Consider the following 16,511-nt stretch of genomic DNA (forward strand, 5'->3'; position numbering starts at 1 on the left):
AAATTAATCCGTCCCTTTTTGGCAAAAGGAATCCCCTTCTGTGCGCGGGGGCAGATTCCCGGAACGGGCCGCCCGCTGTTTAAGTTTGCTGCTCTACAGTCCTGCGCAAGACGGAAAGCACATTAAGTGCTTTCCTTTGCGTGCGGAACTCGCGACAAACTTAAACAGCGGGCGGCCCGTTCCGGGAATCCGACGTGCTCGTCGGGGCAACGTTCCTCACCAAAAAAGACCCGCTCCCCTGTTGGGAAGCGGGTCTTTGGAAGGACGGTTAACGTACTAGGAAATTACTCCTCGTCGTTGTCCTTTGCCTCTTCGGCGTCATCGGTGTCCACGAGCTGGTTGAGCAGCTCGTCGAGGGAAGCCATGTCCTCGTTGATGGCACCGTTGGCGGGAGCCTTCTTGTCGTCGATCGGGGCGCCCAGGAGCTCCTCGTCGGCGTCGGCGTGATGCGTCGGCGTGGCGGAGGTGCCCAGCAGGATGTCGTCCGGACCGTCGGGGCTAAAGACCATCTGCAGCAGCTGCGAGAGGTCTTCCTCGTCGGCAACGTCGTCGTTGTTCTCGAGGATGTAGAGCAGGTCGTGGGCCTCGAGGCCGTCACGGAGCTCCTCGATCGCCTTGGCACCGATGCCATCGATGCGCAGCAGATCCTCCTCGGACTTGCCGACCAGGTCGCCGACCGTCTCGATGCCGACCTCGCTGAACTTGTTGGTCCAGCGCTGCGACACGCCCAGGTCGTCGAACAGGTATAGGCGAGCCTTCTCGGCGGAGATGGTGTGGCCGTTGCGGGTGAACGAACCGTCAGCACCACCGAACTCGTCGTAGCCGGCCCAGTCGAGCTGTTGCGGGAGCTGCTCGTCCAGGTCCTTGAGCTCCACAGGAGCCCACTCGGGCAGTGACTTGGCGTTGGGCGAAGCCGGGCCGTCGATGTCCACGTAGCCGTCGGCCGTGCGATACGTCAGCTTGGCGTTGGCGTACGGCTTGAGGCCAGTACCAGCCGGGATCTTCTTACCGACGATGACGTTGGACTTAAGGTCGAGCAGGTGGTCGACCTTGCCCTCGATGGCAGCCTCGGTAAGGACGCCGGCGGTGCGGATGAACGAAGCACTCGACAGCCAGGAGTCGATGTTGGACGCGACCTTGAGCGTACCCAGGATGACGGGCTCGGCCACGGGAGCCTGACCGCCCAGACGGGCAACGCGCTCGACCTCGTCGGCGAACTCGTAGCGATCGACGTACTGACCAAGCAGGTACTTGGAGTCGCCGGGGTTGGTGATCTGAACGCGACGCAGCATCTGACGTGCGAGCACCTCGATGTGCTTGTCGTTCAGGTCGACGCCCTGGCTGGTGTAGACGTCCTTGACGCTCTCGACGAAGGTGTGCATCGTCGACTCGATGTCGGTCAGCTTGCGCAGGTTGCGGAAGTTGACGAAGCCCTTGGTGATCTGGTCGCCGGCGCGAACCTCGCAGCCGTCCTCGATCTCGGGCATAAAGCGCACCGATGCGGGGACGCGACGCTCGTCGAGGACACGGGTGTGATCCTCGGAGTCGGTGAGCGTCAGCACGTACTCGGACTTCTCGGGCTTAATCGAGAGGTGGCCGGAGTACGGAGCCAGCTCGGCCTCGCGGCCCAGGATCTTCTCGTTGACGTTGCCGACGATATCGAACATACGGCTGACCGTAGGCAGACCCTGCGTAATATCGTCGACGCCAGCGACGCCGCCGGAGTGAATGGTACGCATCGTAAGCTGCGTACCGGGCTCGCCGATGGACTGGGCAGCAATAATGCCGACGGCAGTACCGATGGCGACCGGACGACGGGTGGAAAGATCCCAGCCGTAGCACTTCTGGCACACGCCGTACTTGGAGCGGCAGGTGAGCAGTGCGCGAAGCTTGACCTTCTTGAGGCCGGCATCGACCATCTTCTGGATGTCGGCGACCTTCTCGATGTAGCCGTCCTGCTCAAAGAGCACGGTGCCATCGGGGGCCACGACGTCCTCGATGAAGCAACGGCCGACGAGGTCGGTGTTGAGGTCGGTGGTGCCGGGGATGATGAGGTTGTAGGTGACGCCCTCGTGCGTACCGCAGTCCTCCTCGCGGACGATGACGTCCTGGGCCACGTCGACCAGACGACGGGTCAGGTAACCAGAGTCTGAGGTGTGGGATGCGGTATCGACCAGGCCCTTACGGGCGCCGTAGGTCGAAATGAAGTACTCGAGCGGCAGCAGGCCCTCGCGGAAGTTCGCCTTAATGGGAAGGTCGATCGTCTCGCCGGACATGTCTGCCATCAGGCCACGCATGCCGCCGAGCTGACGCAGCTGGGTCTTAGAACCACGGGCGCCGGAGTCGGCCATCATGTAGAGCGGGTTCTCCTCGTCGAACAAGTCGAGCATGAGCGCTGCAACCTTATCGGTACAAGCGGTCCACTCGTTAACGACTTCGATGTGGCGCTCCGTCTCGTTGATGAAGCCCTCCTCGAAGTACTCGTTGATCTGGTCGACGTTGGCCTGGGCGCGATCGAGCAGCTCCTGCTTCTCGGCAGGGATGAGAGCGTCCCACACCGAGATGGTGAGGCCGGCGCGGGTAGCGTAGTGGAAGCCGGAGTACTTGATGGCGTCGAGGATCGGGCCGACCTTGGCCTCGGGATAGCGATCGCAGCAGTCCGCAACCAGCTTGGCCACGTCGCCCTTGACCATCTTGTAGTTCATGAACTCGTAGTCTTCGGGCAGGCACTGGCGGTTGAAGATGATGCGGCCGATAGAGGTCTCGAAGCGCGCGGTCTTGTTGCCGGTGACGTCGTAGTCGACAAACTCGTTCTTGCCGTTCTTGACGCGGAAGATACGGGTGCCGTCCTCGTTGATGACATTGGCGTCGGCAGCGGACACGCGGACCTGAATCTTGGCCTGCATGTCGACCTCGGAGCGGCAGTCATAGGCGTGCAGCGCGTCGTCGAAGCTGGCGAACACGTGGTTCTCGCCCGGCAGACCGTCGCGGACCTGGGTCAGGTAGTACACACCGATGATCATGTCCTGCGAGGGGATGTTAACCGGCTTGCCGGATGCCGGCGAGCGCAGGTTGTTCGCAGAGAGCATAAGCACGCGAGCCTCGGCCTGAGCCTGGCTGGACAGCGGCACATGGACAGACATCTGGTCGCCGTCGAAGTCGGCGTTGAAGGGCGAGCAGACCAGCGGATGCAGGTGGATAGCCTTGCCCTCGACCAGCACCGGCTCAAAGGCCTGGATGGACAGACGGTGCAGGGTCGGTGCACGGTTGAGCAGCACGACGCGGCCGTCGATGACCTCTTCGAGGATATCCCACACAAAGGTGGCACCGCGGTCGATAGCGCGCTTGGCGCCCTTGATGTTCTCGACCTTGCCGAGCTCGACCAGGCGCTTCATGACGAAGGGCTTGAAGAGCTCCAGCGCCATGGTCTTGGGCAGACCGCACTGGTGCAGCAGCAACTTGGGGTCGGTAACGATTACCGAACGGCCGGAGTAGTCGACACGCTTGCCCAGCAGGTTCTGACGGAAACGACCCTGCTTGCCCTTGAGGGCCTCGGCGAGCGACTTGAGCGGGCGACCGCCACGGCCAGAGACCGGGCGACCACGACGGCCGTTGTCGAACAGGGCGTCCACGGACTCCTGGAGCATGCGCTTCTCGTTGTTCACGATGATCGCAGGGGCGTCCAGGTCGAGCAGGCGCTTGAGTCGGTTGTTACGGTTGATCACGCGACGATACAGGTCGTTGAGGTCGGACGCGGCGAAGCGGCCGCCGTCGAGCTGGACCATCGGGCGCAGATCGGGCGGAATGACCGGGATGACGTCCAGGATCATGTTCGCGGGGCTGTTGCCGCCCTTCAGGAAGGCGTCAACGACCTCAAGGCGCTTGACGGCCTTCTCGCGCTTCTGCTTCTGGGAATCCTCGTCGGCGATGATGGCCTTGAGCTTCTCGGCCTCGGAGGGGAGGTCGATGGCAGCGAGCAGGTCGCGAACGGCCTCGGCACCCATGCCACCCTTGAAGTACATGGAGTAGTAACGGGTCATCTCGCGGAACAGCGGCTCATCGGAGATGAGGTCGCGCTCGGTGAGCTTCATGAAGGCGTTGAAGGCATCCGTGCGGAGCTGCTTCTCATCCTTGCACTCTTCCTCGATGTCGACGATGCCGGAGGCGATCTCCTCGGGGGTCAGCGGCTCCTCGTCGGAGAACTCGTCAAAGTTCTCGGGGTCGCCCTGCTCCTTGAGGGACTCGATCTGGCGGGCGCACTCGGCATCGATCTCTTCCAGATCGGCGGCGAGCTCCTCGCGCAGGTCGTCGGCGTCGGCCTCGCGGGCCTCATAGTCAACCTCGGTGATGATGTAGCTGGCAAAGTACAGAACCTTCTCGAGGTCCTTGGACTTGATGTCGAGCATACGGCTCATCGGGAAGCTCGTGGGGCTCTTGAAGTACCAGATGTGGGACACGGGAGCGGCGAGCTCGATGTGGCCCATGCGGTCGCGACGCACCTTGGCCGAGGTGACCTCGACGCCGCAGCGCTCGCAGACGATGCCCTTAAAGCGGATGCCCTTGTACTTGCCGCAGGAGCACTCCCAGTCCTTGGCGGGACCGAAGATCTTCTCGCAGAACAGGCCGTCCTTCTCGGGCTTGAGGGTACGGTAATTGATGGTCTCCGGCTTCTTGACCTCACCGTGCGACCAGGAACGGATCTGGTCGGCGGAGGCAAGGGAGATCTTTACCGAGTCAAAATCAGTAGCTTCGAAATCTGCCACAGTCAACTACTCCTTATCAGTGGTCGTGGCGGCGACAGCCTCGGGTGCCTCGGCGGTCTCGGCATCCTCGGCCTCGACGTCGGTGTTAACGCCGGCGAGCGCAGCCAGGTCGTCGAGAGCAGAGGTCTCCTCGGCGGTCACAGGGGCGGAGGCGTCCTCGTCGGCATCGTGCATGGGCTCGATGTCCAGTGCGAGGGAGCGAATCTCCTTGACGAGAACCTTGAAGGACTCGGGGATACCCGGGACAGGAACGTTCTCGCCCTTGACGATGGACTCGTAGGTCTTGACGCGGCCCACGGTATCGTCGGACTTGACGGTCAGGATCTCCTGCAGGACGTTGGAAGCACCGTAAGCGTACAGTGCCCAAACTTCCATCTCGCCGAAGCGCTGGCCGCCGAACTGGGCCTTGCCGCCCAGAGGCTGCTGGGTAACCAAGCTGTAAGGGCCAGTCGAACGGGCGTGGATCTTGTCGTCGACCATGTGGCCGAGCTTGAGGATGTAGGACGTACCAACGGTAATGGGCTCGCGGAACTCCTCGCCGGTACGGCCGTCGAACAGACGGGTCTTGCCGCGCTCGTCAAGCTGGGTGACGAACTCGGGGCGCATGTGATCGCCAAAGGCAGCGGTGGCCTTGTTGAGCATGTTCTTGTTGGCACGACGAATGACCTCGGCGATCTCGTCCTCCTTGGCGCCGTCGAAGACGGGCGTGGCGGTGAAGAACGGACCGGGGACGTACTTGTCGGAGTCGGCCTGCTCGGTATCCCAACCGCAGGCAGCAGCCCAGCCAAGGTGGCACTCGAGCAGCTGGCCGACGTTCATACGCGAAGGAACGCCCAGCGGGTTGAGGATAACGTCGATCGGGGTACCGTCAGCCATGTAGGGCATGTCCTCGACCGGCAGAACGTTACAGATAACACCCTTGTTGCCGTGGCGGCCGGCGATCTTATCGCCCTGCTGGATCTTACGACGCTGGGCGACGTAGACGCGCACCTGCTCGTTGACGCCGGGGGCCAGGTCGTCGCCGTTCTCGCGGCTAAAGCGGACGACGTCGATAACGCGGCCGTAAGCGCCGTGAGGCATCTTAAGGGAGGTATCGCGGACATCGTGGGCCTTGGCACCGAAGATGGCGCGCAGCAGGCGTTCCTCGGCGGTCAGAGCGCTCTCGCCCTTAGGCGTGACCTTACCGACCAGGATGTCGCCAGGGCCGACCTCGGCGCCGATGCGGATGATGCCGTCCTCGTCGAGGTTGGCAAGCATGTCCTCGGAGAGGTTCGGGATCTCGCGGGTGATCTCCTCGGGGCCGAGCTTGGTGTCGCGGGCGTCGATCTCGTGACGGGTGATGTTGATGGTCGTCAGCAGGTCCTCGGCCACCAGGCGCTCGGACACGACGATACCGTCCTCGTAGTTGAAGCCTTCCCACGGCATGTAGGCCACGGTGAGGTTCTGGCCCAGTGCGAGCTCGCCATGATCGGTCGAAGGACCGTCAGCCAGGGGCTCGCCCTGCTCAACGGTGTCACCGACGCGCACGAGCGGACGGTGGTTGATGCAGGTGGACTGGTTGGAGCGCTGGTACTTGGCCAGGTGATACTCGTCCATGCCGCCGGCATGCTTGACGATAATCTTGGCGGCGTCGGCAAAGATGACCTCGCCGGCGTTCTTGGCCAGGGTGACCTCGCCGGAGTCCAGGGCGGCGCGACGCTCCATGCCGGTACCGACATAGGGAGCGGCGGGGTGAACCAGCGGCACAGCCTGACGCTGCATGTTAGCGCCCATCAGCGTACGCTTGGCGTCGTCGTGCTCGAGGAACGGGATCAGCGTGGCTGCGACGGAGAGCATCTGACGCGGCGAGACGTCCATGTAGTCGACGTCCTCGACGGGCACGTCGGCGGGAGCGCCGAAGGAGCCGTCGAAGTCGCGGGTACGGGCGATCACGGTGTGCGGGCGGACGATCTTGCCCTCGGCATCGGTCGTGATGAACTCGTTGGTCTTGGGATCGAGCGGCGTGTTGGCCGGCGCGATGACGTGCTTCTCTTCCTCGTCAGCGGTCATCCAGTCGATCTGGTCGGTGGCAACGCCGTTCTCGACGCGACGGAACGGGGCCTCGATGAAGCCATACTCGTTGACACGGGCGTAGAGGGCGAGCGAGCCGATCAGGCCGATGTTGGGGCCTTCGGGGGTCTCGATCGGGCACATGCGGCTGTAGTGCGAGTTGTGAACGTCGCGGACGGCCGTCGGCACGTTGGTGCGGCGACTGGAGCCGGACTTGTGGCCGGCAAGACCACCAGGGCCGAGTGCGGACAGACGGCGCTTGTGGGTCAGACCGGTCAGGGGGTTCGCCTGGTCCATGAACTGCGAGAGCTGCGAGGAACCGAAGAACTCCTTGATGGAGGCCACGATCGGGCGGATGTTGATGAGCGACTGCGGGGTGATCTCGTCAATGTCCTGGGAGCTCATGCGCTCACGGACGACGCGCTCCATACGGCTCATGCCGATACGGAACTGGTTGGCGACGAGCTCGCCGACGGTGCGGATACGGCGGTTGCCGAAGTGGTCGATGTCGTCGACCTTGAAGCCCTGCTCGCCGGCAGCGAGGGACAGCAGGTAGCGCAGCGTCGCGACGATATCCTCGTCGGTGAGCACCGTGACCTCTTCCTCGGTGGTGAGGTTGAGCTTCTTGTTGACCTTGTAACGACCGACACGGGCCAGATCGTAGCGCTGCGGGTTAAAGAGCAGGCCCTCGAGCAGGCTGCGGGAAGCGTCCACGGTGGGAGGCTCGCCCGGGCGCAGGCGACGGTAGATCTCGATGAGGGCGTCCTCGCGGGTAAGGGCGGTGTCGCGCTCTAGGGTGCGCTTGATCACATCGGAGTTGCCGAGCAGCTCGATGATGTCGTCGTTGGTGACGGCGATACCAAGGGCGCGCAGGAACATCGTGGCGCTCTGCTTGCGCTTACGGTCGATGGAGACCATGAGCTGGTCGCGCTTGTCGACCTCAAACTCGAGCCAGGCACCGCGGGACGGGATGATCTGGGCCTTGTAGATCTGCTTGCCCGAATCCATCTCGGAGCTGTAGTACACGCCCGGGGAGCGGACGAGCTGCGAGACGACGATACGCTCGGTACCGTTGATGATGAAGGTGCCCTGATCGGTCATCATGGGGAAGTCGCCCATGAAGACGAGCTGTTCCTTGATCTCGCCGGTCTCTTTGTTGGTGAGACGGACGTCGGTCAGAAGCGGAGCCTGATAGGTCATATCCTTCTCGCGGCACTCCTCGACGGTGTGCGCGGGGTCGCCGAACTGATGCTCGCCGAAGGTAACCTCGAGAACATGGTTCTGGCTCTGGATGGGGCTGGATTCCTTGAACGCCTCACGAAGGCCCTCGTCCTTAAAACGCTCAAAGGATTCCCTTTGAACAGAGATAAGGTTGGGGAGCTCCATGGCCTCCGGGATTTTCCCGAAGCTGACGCGCTTGCGCTCAGTGGCAGTGTATGCGTAGGTCACCAGGTTTTTCCTCCTTCACGGAAATGCTCGGTGGGTTGGCGAGGCATAGCTTCGCCAGTTATCGCAACCTAATAGTTTATCAGGTACCGACCGTTGGGCAAGAAAAGCCTTGACGCGATTGAGTTTTTGGAGTAGCAAAGTTTTTCGACAGAAAATACGCAGGTAGATAGGTGTGCATCGAACACCTGTTCATATATTTTCTGTGAACAGAGGGCCGGCAATCGCAGCTCTTATAAAAAACGGGCGCGAACCGAGGTCCACGCCCGTAAATGTCGGTGCCCGAAGGCTTACTTGCGCATCAATCCGCCGCGCTCGTCGATGGCGTCCCAGAAGGCGTCGGCAAAGCGGGGGTCGTTTGCAGCCATGAGGGCGTTAGTGGCCATCCAACCAGAGGGAGTGCCGGTGTCGTAGCCCGACAGCGGGTCGATGACGACGGCGTACATGGCCTCGCGGTCGAGCGAACGGGCCATGGCGTCGGTGAGCTGGATCTCGCCGCCCTTGCCGGCCTGCTGATCTGCCAGCAGGTCCATGACCAGCGGGCTCAGCAGGTAGCGACCGACGATGTACAGGTTGGACGGAGCAGCCTCGGGAGCGGGCTTCTCAACCAGACCGCCGATACGCCAGACAGCGCCCGGCTCGGCATCGGCAACGTCCTCGGCGCCCTCGAGCGAACCGACGCGCTCGCCGGCGATAACGCCGTAGCGGCTGACTTCCTCGGGCGAGCAAGCAGCGACGGCGATAACCGAAGCGCCACCGTGCTCCTTGGAAACGGCGAGCATCTTGTCGCAGATATCGCGGTTAGGCACAACGTAGTCGCCCAGAAGAACCAGGAAGTTCTCCCCTGCCACGGCGTCGGCAGCAGAGCGAATAGCATGGCCGAGGCCCTTGGGCTCGTACTGATAACGGAAGTCGACCGGCATACCGCCAGCGTGGGCGACGGCATCGGCATAGGCGTTCTTGCCGCGCTCGCGCAGCAGGTTCTCGAGCGAACGGTCGGGCTGGAAGTAGTTCAGCAGCTCGGGCTTGCCGGGAGAAGTAACGATGATGGCGTCGTCGACCTCCTCGGGGTCGAGTGCCTCCTCGACGACGTACTGAATGACGGGCTTGTCGAGCACCGGCAGCATCTCTTTGGGCGTGCACTTGGTGCCAGGCAGAAAACGCGTGCCAAGACCGGCGGCGGGGATGATTGCCTTCATGTTATTCAAAGATCCTTTCGCAGGCGCAAAAGCGCCCCATGTGTGCGGCACACAGCCGCAGACCAAATTGCGATACCCAAGCATCTTACCGCTGGAACTATATGTCGCTACAAGGCAGAGACAATTCTTCAGCAGGTCAACGCAAATTATTGCTCGAATGGTGCAATTTTATTGCCCAACGGCAGGGCACCCGATACGACGCAAATCACAGAACATGGCAGTTTGAGCAACCGATGCCGAGGGACCGAAAAATAAAAAGACGGGGCTCGCAATGCGAACCCCGTCTGCAAAGGAATCTGGCGAGAAAGCCTGATTACTTGAGGGTGACAGCAGCGCCAGCAGCCTCGAGCTTCTCCTTGGCAGCCTCGGCGTCCTCCTTCTTGGCACCCTCGAGAACAGCCTTGGGAGCGCCCTCGACGACCTCCTTGGCCTCCTTCAGGCCAAGGTTGGTGAGCTCACGGACGGCCTTGATGACCTGGATCTTGTTGTCGCCGAAGCCCTCGAGCACGACGTCAAACTCGGTCTTCTCCTCGGCCTCAGCAGCGCCAGCAGCGGGAGCGGCGACAACAGCGGCAGGAGCAGCGGCGGAAACGCCGAAGGTGTCCTCGATAGCCTTGACGAGCTCGGAAGCCTCGAGAAGGGTCATTTCCTTAAGAGCATCGATGATCTCATCGGTGGTAAGCTTAGCCATTTCTAAGTCCTTTCGGTTTCCGTGCGGATGCACGGAGATCAGTTAAAACACGGCGCGAATGCGCCAGGGGTGCGGCGTTGCCGCCGCGGGTGAAAACAGCGACTAGGCTGCCTTCTGCTCGGAGACCTGCTGGATCGAACGAGCGAGACCAGAGGAAACGCCGTTGACGCAGACAGCGATGTCGCGAGCGAAACCGGAGATGAGACCGGCGATCTGGCCGAGAAGCTGATCCTTGGTGGGCAGCTCGGCGATAGCCTTAACATCATCAGCGGAAACGGCCTTGCCGTCGGAGATACCGCCCTTGATCTCAAGGACGCCCTTGGACTTAGCGGAGAAGTCCTTAAGGGCCTTAGCGGCCTCGACCGGCTCGGTCTCGTAGAACACATAAGCGACGGGGCCGGCGAGGATCTCGTCGATCTCGGGCTGCTCCTGGTTCTTGAGAGCGATCTTGACCAGGTTGTTCTTGTAGACCTTCATCTCGGCGCCGCACTCGCGAAGCTGATGACGCAGCTCCTGAGCCTGCTTAACCGTCAGACCGTTGTAGTTGACGACGAACAGACCGGCGTTCTCGGCGATACGGGACTCGATCTCTGCAACCTTGTCGATTTTGTACTGCTGGGGCATGAATTACACCTCCTCGAATTCTTTCCGGGCACGGTCCGCCACAAGGACGTGACGGGGGCATGTCCAAAAAGAAAGCCCCCGCGCTGCATGAGCGACGGGGGCGAGAAGACATATCTACTCGACCACCTCGGCTGGCGGGATATCCCATTAAGCTCGCGGGCAAAGCCCGTTTGCGCCGGCTGTCTCTGGCAGCGGATTCGTGCGTGAACCGAAAGTATTATGGCGGGGACCCCGGCGTCGGTCAACGGGAAACCGGGCTGCACACAATTCCACCATCCGGCCGCGCCGCCGAAGGCCAGGCGCAAGGTTTTCGCTCGGTCAGGTCCTGGGCTCGCACGAAGAGCACATTAAGTGCTCTTCGGCTCGTGCGGAATCTACGAAAACCTTGCGCCTGGCCTTCGGCGGCGCGGCCTGCGGTGACTTTGGGGCAGCCCGGTTTCCCGCTGGCCGGCGCCCCCACTCATAAGCCTTAAGTCGGTGGGCTGATATGTTGCGTCCCTGATGGCTACAAGGTTGAAAGGAAGGTGGACAGGCGGCGGAGGCCTTCGTCCAGGTCTTTATCGGAAACGCAATAGCTGAGGCGGACGTGGCCTTCGGTGCCGAAGCAGTCGCCCGGGACTAGGGCTACGTTTGCCTCTTCGATGGCTTTGATGCAGAAGTCTTCGCTGGTTAGGCCGAACTTTTTGATGCTCGGGAAAGTGTAGAAGGCTCCTGCGGGCTCTACTACGTCGAGGCCCATGGCGTTTAAGGCTGCGAGTACGCGTTCGCGGCGGGCTCGGTAGACTTTGAGCATGGGGGTTGGGTCGACGGTCAGGGCTCGGGCTGCGGCGTCCATCTCAAAGGAGACGGCGCTCGATACTAGGTATTGGTGGGCTTTTGCGATCTCGGCGATGACGGGGGCTGCGGCTGCAAGCCAGCCCAAGCGCCAGCCGGTCATGGCCCAAGGTTTGGAGAAGCTCTCAATGATCACCGTCTGCTCGCGCAGCTCCGGGTGTCGCTGGGCGAAGCGCTCGTAGCCGTCCACATAGACGAGGCGGTTGTATACGTCGTCGCAGACTACGTAGATGCCCGCCTGCTCTGCCACGCGCGCCACGACGTCGAGCGATGCCGCGTTGAGAATGCAGCCCGTGGGATTGTTGGGCGAGCAGATAACGATGGCCTTGGTCGCCGGGGTCACACAGGCGCGAAGCGCATCCTCGTCAATCTGAAATTGCGCAGGCTCTGTATCCAAAAAGACCGCCTTGGCGTGATTGGCTACGACGATGCTCTCGTACAGGCCAAAAGCCGGCGTGGGGATAATGACCTCGTCGCCGGGGTTGAGCATGGCCATGAATGTTGCCGACAGGGCCTCGGTCGCGCCGTCGGTCAGGATGACCTCATCGGCGGAAAACTCCAGACCCGCGTCACCCATATATTCGGACAGTGCCTCGCGCAGGGCGGGGCGACCGTTGTTGGGCGGATAGTGCGTGTCGCCGCGGTCCAACGAAGCAGTCACCTCGGCGCTAACCACATCGGGCGTGGGAAAATCGGGCTCACCGAGCGCAAGCGCAATGCATCCCGGATGCTGCGCGGCGAGTGCGTTAATCCGACGGATGCCGGAGGGCTTGAGCGTGGCAAGCGAGGTGTTCATGGGCAGACGCATGACGTTCCTTTCGTAAGGGTTGCACTAGGATAGCGCGGCGGAACGCCGCCGGACGGTGTAACCTAAACGGAAACCAACCGGAAAGGAGGCGGCATGGAGACGACCGCACGCGGCGATGTACCAAAAACGCTGCAAACCATTGCGTATATCAGTATTCCCAAGAGCGCCGATCTTGAGTTTTTGCTCTGGGACCTGCAGGATGCCATCGCCGCCTATGCACAGATTTCCGGCACCGCACTCCCCCATCCAGTCGACTTGGAGGCGGATGATGCCGGCAGCGTTGCCGGTACCGCCGATGGCATTGTGTTCGCCGTTGAAGATGCACCCAATGATGAAGCGATGGCGCCCATTGAGCAGGTGCTCGACCGCTTTGGCGGCGCAGGGACGCGTGCCTACGTTGTTGTCCAGGCCGACATCGGCGGCCTGGAGCGAGCACACGGGCTCGTCGTGCGTCTGCGAGCGGCGTGCGACCTTCGTGGGCTGTCATGGTGCGGCGGCGTTGTCGCCTGTACCGGCAGCGGCTTCGCGGCGCTTCGTCACTCACCGCGCATGGGACTCTTGCGGCGACCGTTTTCGGAAGCGATGGACAAGCTCGTAGGCGCCGTTCGTATGGGCTGTTCGGTTGAGCATGCGCAGCGACTTGGTGGTGGTAATGCCGAGGACGTCGACGCCGACGGCATGGCTTGCGCCGAGCCAGCCGTGCCCGTGCCGATCTGGCGAGGCGTTCTGAAACACCTCGGCGCCCGCACTCAATCAATAATCTAAATTAATGAGCTGCCCAGTCAACGGCTTCACTCCAACGCTCGACAAGCCGCTCCAAACGCCACGCCGCGTTGGCAGGACTCGTCGACGGCAGCACGATGGCGGGTAGCCCCGTCCGCTCTTGTAGATAGCGTTTGTAGAGCCGTCCGGCCGTGCCGCCGTTGCAAACAACGATCTCGATCGGCGTGGCATCCACAATGCGTTCAATATGTGCCGGCACAACGTTTTTGATGCTAGCGTCACTCGAGCCCTTAATGTCGCAGCTCTCGATCACGTCCCACAGGGCCACACCGCCGTTGAGCAGCATAGCCCGCTTGGCAGCAATCGAGGCGGCGAGCGTCGCGGGCTCGCCGCTCGCCAAAGAGTCTCCCTCGTTGGGCGGCACGGGCGCACCAAGGCACGCGGCCATCACACGCCAAAAGCGGTTCTGCGGATTGCCATAGTAGAAGGCATTGGCACGCGAGAGCACCGAGGGAAACGACCCCAGCACCAAAACGCGCGAGCGCCGGTCGAACACGGGCTCAAACCCATGCTCAATATGCTGATAGCCCTCGTCAGACACAGGCATGGGCTAGGCCCTCAGCAGATAGCGCACCTCATAGGGTGCAAGCTCGAGGGTACCCGTAAGCTCGACCGTGGGCGCATCGTCGGCAAGCAGGTCGACAAAGGAGCCGTTGAGCTCGCCGGCTCCAAAGGTATAGGGCTCGTTCACGGCATTGACCGCCACGAGCACCGTCGCGCCGTCACAGGCGCGCTCGAACAGCAGCTGCTTGTTCTGGATCACCACGTTGCGATAGGCACCGTAGTTGAGAGCACGGGCCGCCGCGTCGTCGGCCGAGCGAAGGTGCGCGAGCTGCTTGATGAAGGCCGTCAGCTCGTTGGGCGCAGGCTCATCGAGCGCAGGTCGCAGCGCCCAGTCGCCATCGGGGCCACCCTTTTCACCGGCAATTCCCCACTCGCTGCCATAGTAGACGCACGGGATGCCCGGCATGCCAAAGAGCATGCCATAGGCGGGACGCAGGCACGACTTGTCGGTGAGGATACTTGCCAGGCGCGGCACGTCGTGGTTGTCGACAAACGACAGCAGGTGCTTGCCGCGGTAGATGCACCAGGGGTCGCCGCCAAACTGGCGGTGCAGCGAGTGCGCGATCTCGAACATATTGACCGAGTTAAAGCTGGAGTACAGGCCCTTGTAGCACTCGTAGTTGGTGCAGGAGTCGAGCATCTCGTCGTTGACGATCTGGTTGTAGTCGCCGTGGAGCGTCTCGCCGATCAGCACAAAGTCAGGCTTGAGCTCACGGGCAAAGGCGTGCAGGCGGCGCATAAAGTCGCGGTCGAGCATATAGGCAACGTCCAGGCGCAGGCCGTCGACGCCAAAGACGTCGGCCCAACGGCGCACGGACTCGAGCAGGTAATCAACCACGGCGGGGTTTTGCAGGTTGAGCTTCACGAGCTCAAAATGGCCTTCCCAGCCCTCGTACCAAAAGCCATCGCCATAGCAGGAGTCGCCGTCAAAGCTGATGTGGAACCAATCCTTGTAGGGCGAGTCCCACTTGCGCTCCTGCACATCGCGGAAGGCCCAAAAGCCACGGCCCACATGGTTGAAGACCGCATCGAGCACCACGCGGATGCCATGGGCGTGCAGCGTCTCGCACACGGCGGCAAAATCGGCATCCCCACCCAGGCGACGGTCGATATGGCGCAGGCTGCGCGTGTCGTAGCCATGGCTGTCGGATTCGAGCGGCGGGTTAATGAGCACAGCACCGATGCCGAGCTCTTGCAGGTAGTCGGCCCATTGGGCGATCTTCATGATGGGCGCATCGGGGTTGGGCGCTGCGTTGGCAGCCTGGGCGAGCTCATCTTCGGCAACGGGCGCGGCGTTTTCGCGCGGAGCTCCGCAAAAGCCCAGCGGATAGATCTGGTAGAACGTCATCTCGTATGCCCACATAGCAACCTCCCGGTAATCTTTCACGCAACGCCATCCATTGTATGCCCGCCGCGCATCCCCTCCCCCAAAATAAGTTGCGGTGAAATAGGGACTGTTGAGACCAATAAACCGGGCAAACAGTCTCTATTCCACCGCAACTGATGAGGGAACGTGATTAGGCGACGGGCTTTGCGCGGCGTATGGCCGGGAACAGCACCGTAATGGCGAGGATGACGCCCACGACGGTAATCGCCCCGCCCGCGAAGCCAATCCAGGTGATACCGGGACCCGAAACCACGGCGCCGCCGATCGCGGTGCCCGTGCCGATGCCGAGGTTAAACAGGCCCGAGAAGATCGACATGGCGACAGCCGACGAGTCCGCCGGCGTGTACTTGATGAGCTCGGCCTGAAACGCCACGTTAAAGGCCGTGGAGCAGCAGCCCCATAGCGCGCAAACAGCGAGAACGGCAACGAGCGACGGTGCAACCGGACCCATGAGCAGCAGAGCCACCGGCACGCCGGAGAGTGTGATAGCCAAGAACGGAAAGCGATGCCCATCGAACAGTCGGCCGAACAGCCAGCTTCCGAGCAGACCGGAGCAGCCAAACGCCGTCAGCGTCATGGTGATGGCGCTTGCGTTGACATGGGCGACCTGCGCCAGGAAGGGCTCGATATAGCTGTAACCCGCGTAGTAGCCGGTCGCCATAAAGACCGTGACCGCATAAAGCGCGATGAGGAATGGATTCTTGAGCAGCTCGGGCAGCTGCTTAACGGTAAAGCGCTCGCCCACCGGCATGGCCGGGAACACCGCGGCCTGGTACACCACCGCGGCGGCAGAGAAGGCACCGACCACGGCAAACGTCATGCGCCAGCCCACAGCTAGTCCGATGGCGCGGCCGATCGGCAGGCCAAAGATCTGCGCGATGGACGAGCCCGTGGCGATTATGCTGATGGCGAGCGCCCCGTGGCGACTGTCGACCAGGCGCGAGGCCATGATTGAAGCGACTGACCAGAACACGGCATGCGCGCAGGCGACCACCAGACGCGCGCAAACCAAAATAGGATAGGTGGGCGCCACAGCGGACAGGAACTGGCCGAGCGAAAACACGGCCAAAACGCCCAACAGCATCCGCTTGAACTCAAAGCGCGAGGCAAACACCATAAGCGGCAGCGACAGCAGCATGACGCCCCAGGCATAGACCGAAATCATGATGCCTGCCTGGGCCTCGGTGAGCGAGAACGACGCGGCGATATCAGTCAGAAGGCCGATGGGCATGAACTCTGATGTGTTGAACACGAACGAACAGCAGGCGAGCCCGATAAGCGGGAGCCACTGCTTGAGCGAGATGCCATCTTGTCTTGCCTGGGTCATGTAGGAAACCTCTCCGATTGTCTTGGGCGGTGGGCG

10 protein-coding genes are annotated in these 16,511 nt (G+C 62.1%); 1 reads left to right on the forward strand and 9 read right to left on the reverse strand.

Annotation, left to right across the window (positions count from 1 at the left end):
* Nucleotides 1–284: 284 nt before the first annotated feature.
* From I2H81_RS00785 to I2H81_RS00810, 6 genes are all read right to left on the reverse strand, one after another.
* On the reverse strand, nt 285–4,763 hold the full coding sequence (locus I2H81_RS00785; RefSeq protein ID WP_195644174.1) for a DNA-directed RNA polymerase subunit beta': 4,479 nt from the start codon (nt 4,761–4,763) through the stop codon (nt 285–287).
* Between the two features lie 6 nt (nt 4,764–4,769).
* Entirely contained in the window at nt 4,770–8,261 is a 3,492-nt protein-coding gene (gene rpoB / locus I2H81_RS00790; RefSeq protein WP_271817463.1) for a DNA-directed RNA polymerase subunit beta, read from the reverse strand.
* Between the two features lie 287 nt (nt 8,262–8,548).
* Nucleotides 8,549–9,457 (reverse strand): UTP--glucose-1-phosphate uridylyltransferase, encoded by a 909-nt coding sequence (locus I2H81_RS00795; protein ID WP_117806112.1) that lies wholly within the window; start codon nt 9,455–9,457, stop codon nt 8,549–8,551.
* A gap of 313 nt (nt 9,458–9,770) precedes the next feature.
* Entirely contained in the window at nt 9,771–10,148 is a 378-nt protein-coding gene (rplL, locus tag I2H81_RS00800; RefSeq protein WP_006235005.1) for a 50S ribosomal protein L7/L12, read from the reverse strand.
* 102 nt (nt 10,149–10,250) lie between these two features.
* Entirely contained in the window at nt 10,251–10,772 is a 522-nt protein-coding gene (rplJ, locus tag I2H81_RS00805) for a 50S ribosomal protein L10 (RefSeq protein ID WP_055250258.1), read from the reverse strand.
* Nucleotides 10,773–11,277: 505 nt separating this feature from the next.
* Nucleotides 11,278–12,414: a pyridoxal phosphate-dependent aminotransferase gene (locus I2H81_RS00810; RefSeq protein WP_195644176.1), complete on the reverse strand. Its 1,137-nt coding sequence runs from the start codon at nt 12,412–12,414 to the stop codon at nt 11,278–11,280.
* Between the two features lie 93 nt (nt 12,415–12,507).
* Here I2H81_RS00810 and I2H81_RS00815 point away from each other — a divergent pair, with 93 nt between their 5' ends.
* Nucleotides 12,508–13,179, forward strand: a complete 672-nt coding sequence (locus I2H81_RS00815; protein ID WP_124785985.1) for a hypothetical protein — start codon at nt 12,508–12,510, stop codon at nt 13,177–13,179.
* Between the two features lies 1 nt (nt 13,180).
* Here I2H81_RS00815 and I2H81_RS00820 read toward each other — a convergent pair whose 3' ends face one another.
* The 3 genes from I2H81_RS00820 to I2H81_RS00830 form a co-directional block, all read right to left on the reverse strand.
* On the reverse strand, nt 13,181–13,744 hold the full coding sequence (locus tag I2H81_RS00820; protein ID WP_117797407.1) for a DNA-deoxyinosine glycosylase: 564 nt from the start codon (nt 13,742–13,744) through the stop codon (nt 13,181–13,183).
* Between the two features lie 3 nt (nt 13,745–13,747).
* Nucleotides 13,748–15,124, reverse strand: a complete 1,377-nt coding sequence (locus tag I2H81_RS00825) for an alpha-amylase family glycosyl hydrolase (RefSeq protein WP_195644373.1) — start codon at nt 15,122–15,124, stop codon at nt 13,748–13,750.
* A gap of 154 nt (nt 15,125–15,278) precedes the next feature.
* Nucleotides 15,279–16,475, reverse strand: a complete 1,197-nt coding sequence (locus I2H81_RS00830) for an MFS transporter (protein ID WP_195644178.1) — start codon at nt 16,473–16,475, stop codon at nt 15,279–15,281.
* Nucleotides 16,476–16,511: the final 36 nt, after the last annotated feature.

The sequence above is a fragment of the Collinsella aerofaciens genome, assembly GCF_015561195.1.
GTDB lineage: Bacteria > Actinomycetota > Coriobacteriia > Coriobacteriales > Coriobacteriaceae > Collinsella > Collinsella aerofaciens_AC.

What these genes read in the sequence shown, in the direction of transcription:
- rplL (WP_006235005.1), bottom strand. Translation starts at nt 10,148, where the DNA reads ATGGCTAAGCTTACCACCGATGAGATCATCGATGCTCTTAAGGAAATG.
- I2H81_RS00825 (WP_195644373.1), bottom strand. Translation starts at nt 15,124, where the DNA reads ATGTGGGCATACGAGATGACGTTCTACCAGATCTATCCGCTGGGCTTT.
- I2H81_RS00830 (WP_195644178.1), bottom strand. Translation starts at nt 16,475, where the DNA reads ATGACCCAGGCAAGACAAGATGGCATCTCGCTCAAGCAGTGGCTCCCG.
- I2H81_RS00820 (WP_117797407.1), bottom strand. Translation starts at nt 13,744, where the DNA reads ATGCCTGTGTCTGACGAGGGCTATCAGCATATTGAGCATGGGTTTGAG.
- rplJ (WP_055250258.1), bottom strand. Translation starts at nt 10,772, where the DNA reads ATGCCCCAGCAGTACAAAATCGACAAGGTTGCAGAGATCGAGTCCCGT.
- I2H81_RS00795 (WP_117806112.1), bottom strand. Translation starts at nt 9,457, where the DNA reads ATGAAGGCAATCATCCCCGCCGCCGGTCTTGGCACGCGTTTTCTGCCT.
- I2H81_RS00815 (WP_124785985.1), top strand. Translation starts at nt 12,508, where the DNA reads ATGGAGACGACCGCACGCGGCGATGTACCAAAAACGCTGCAAACCATT.
- I2H81_RS00810 (WP_195644176.1), bottom strand. Translation starts at nt 12,414, where the DNA reads ATGCGTCTGCCCATGAACACCTCGCTTGCCACGCTCAAGCCCTCCGGC.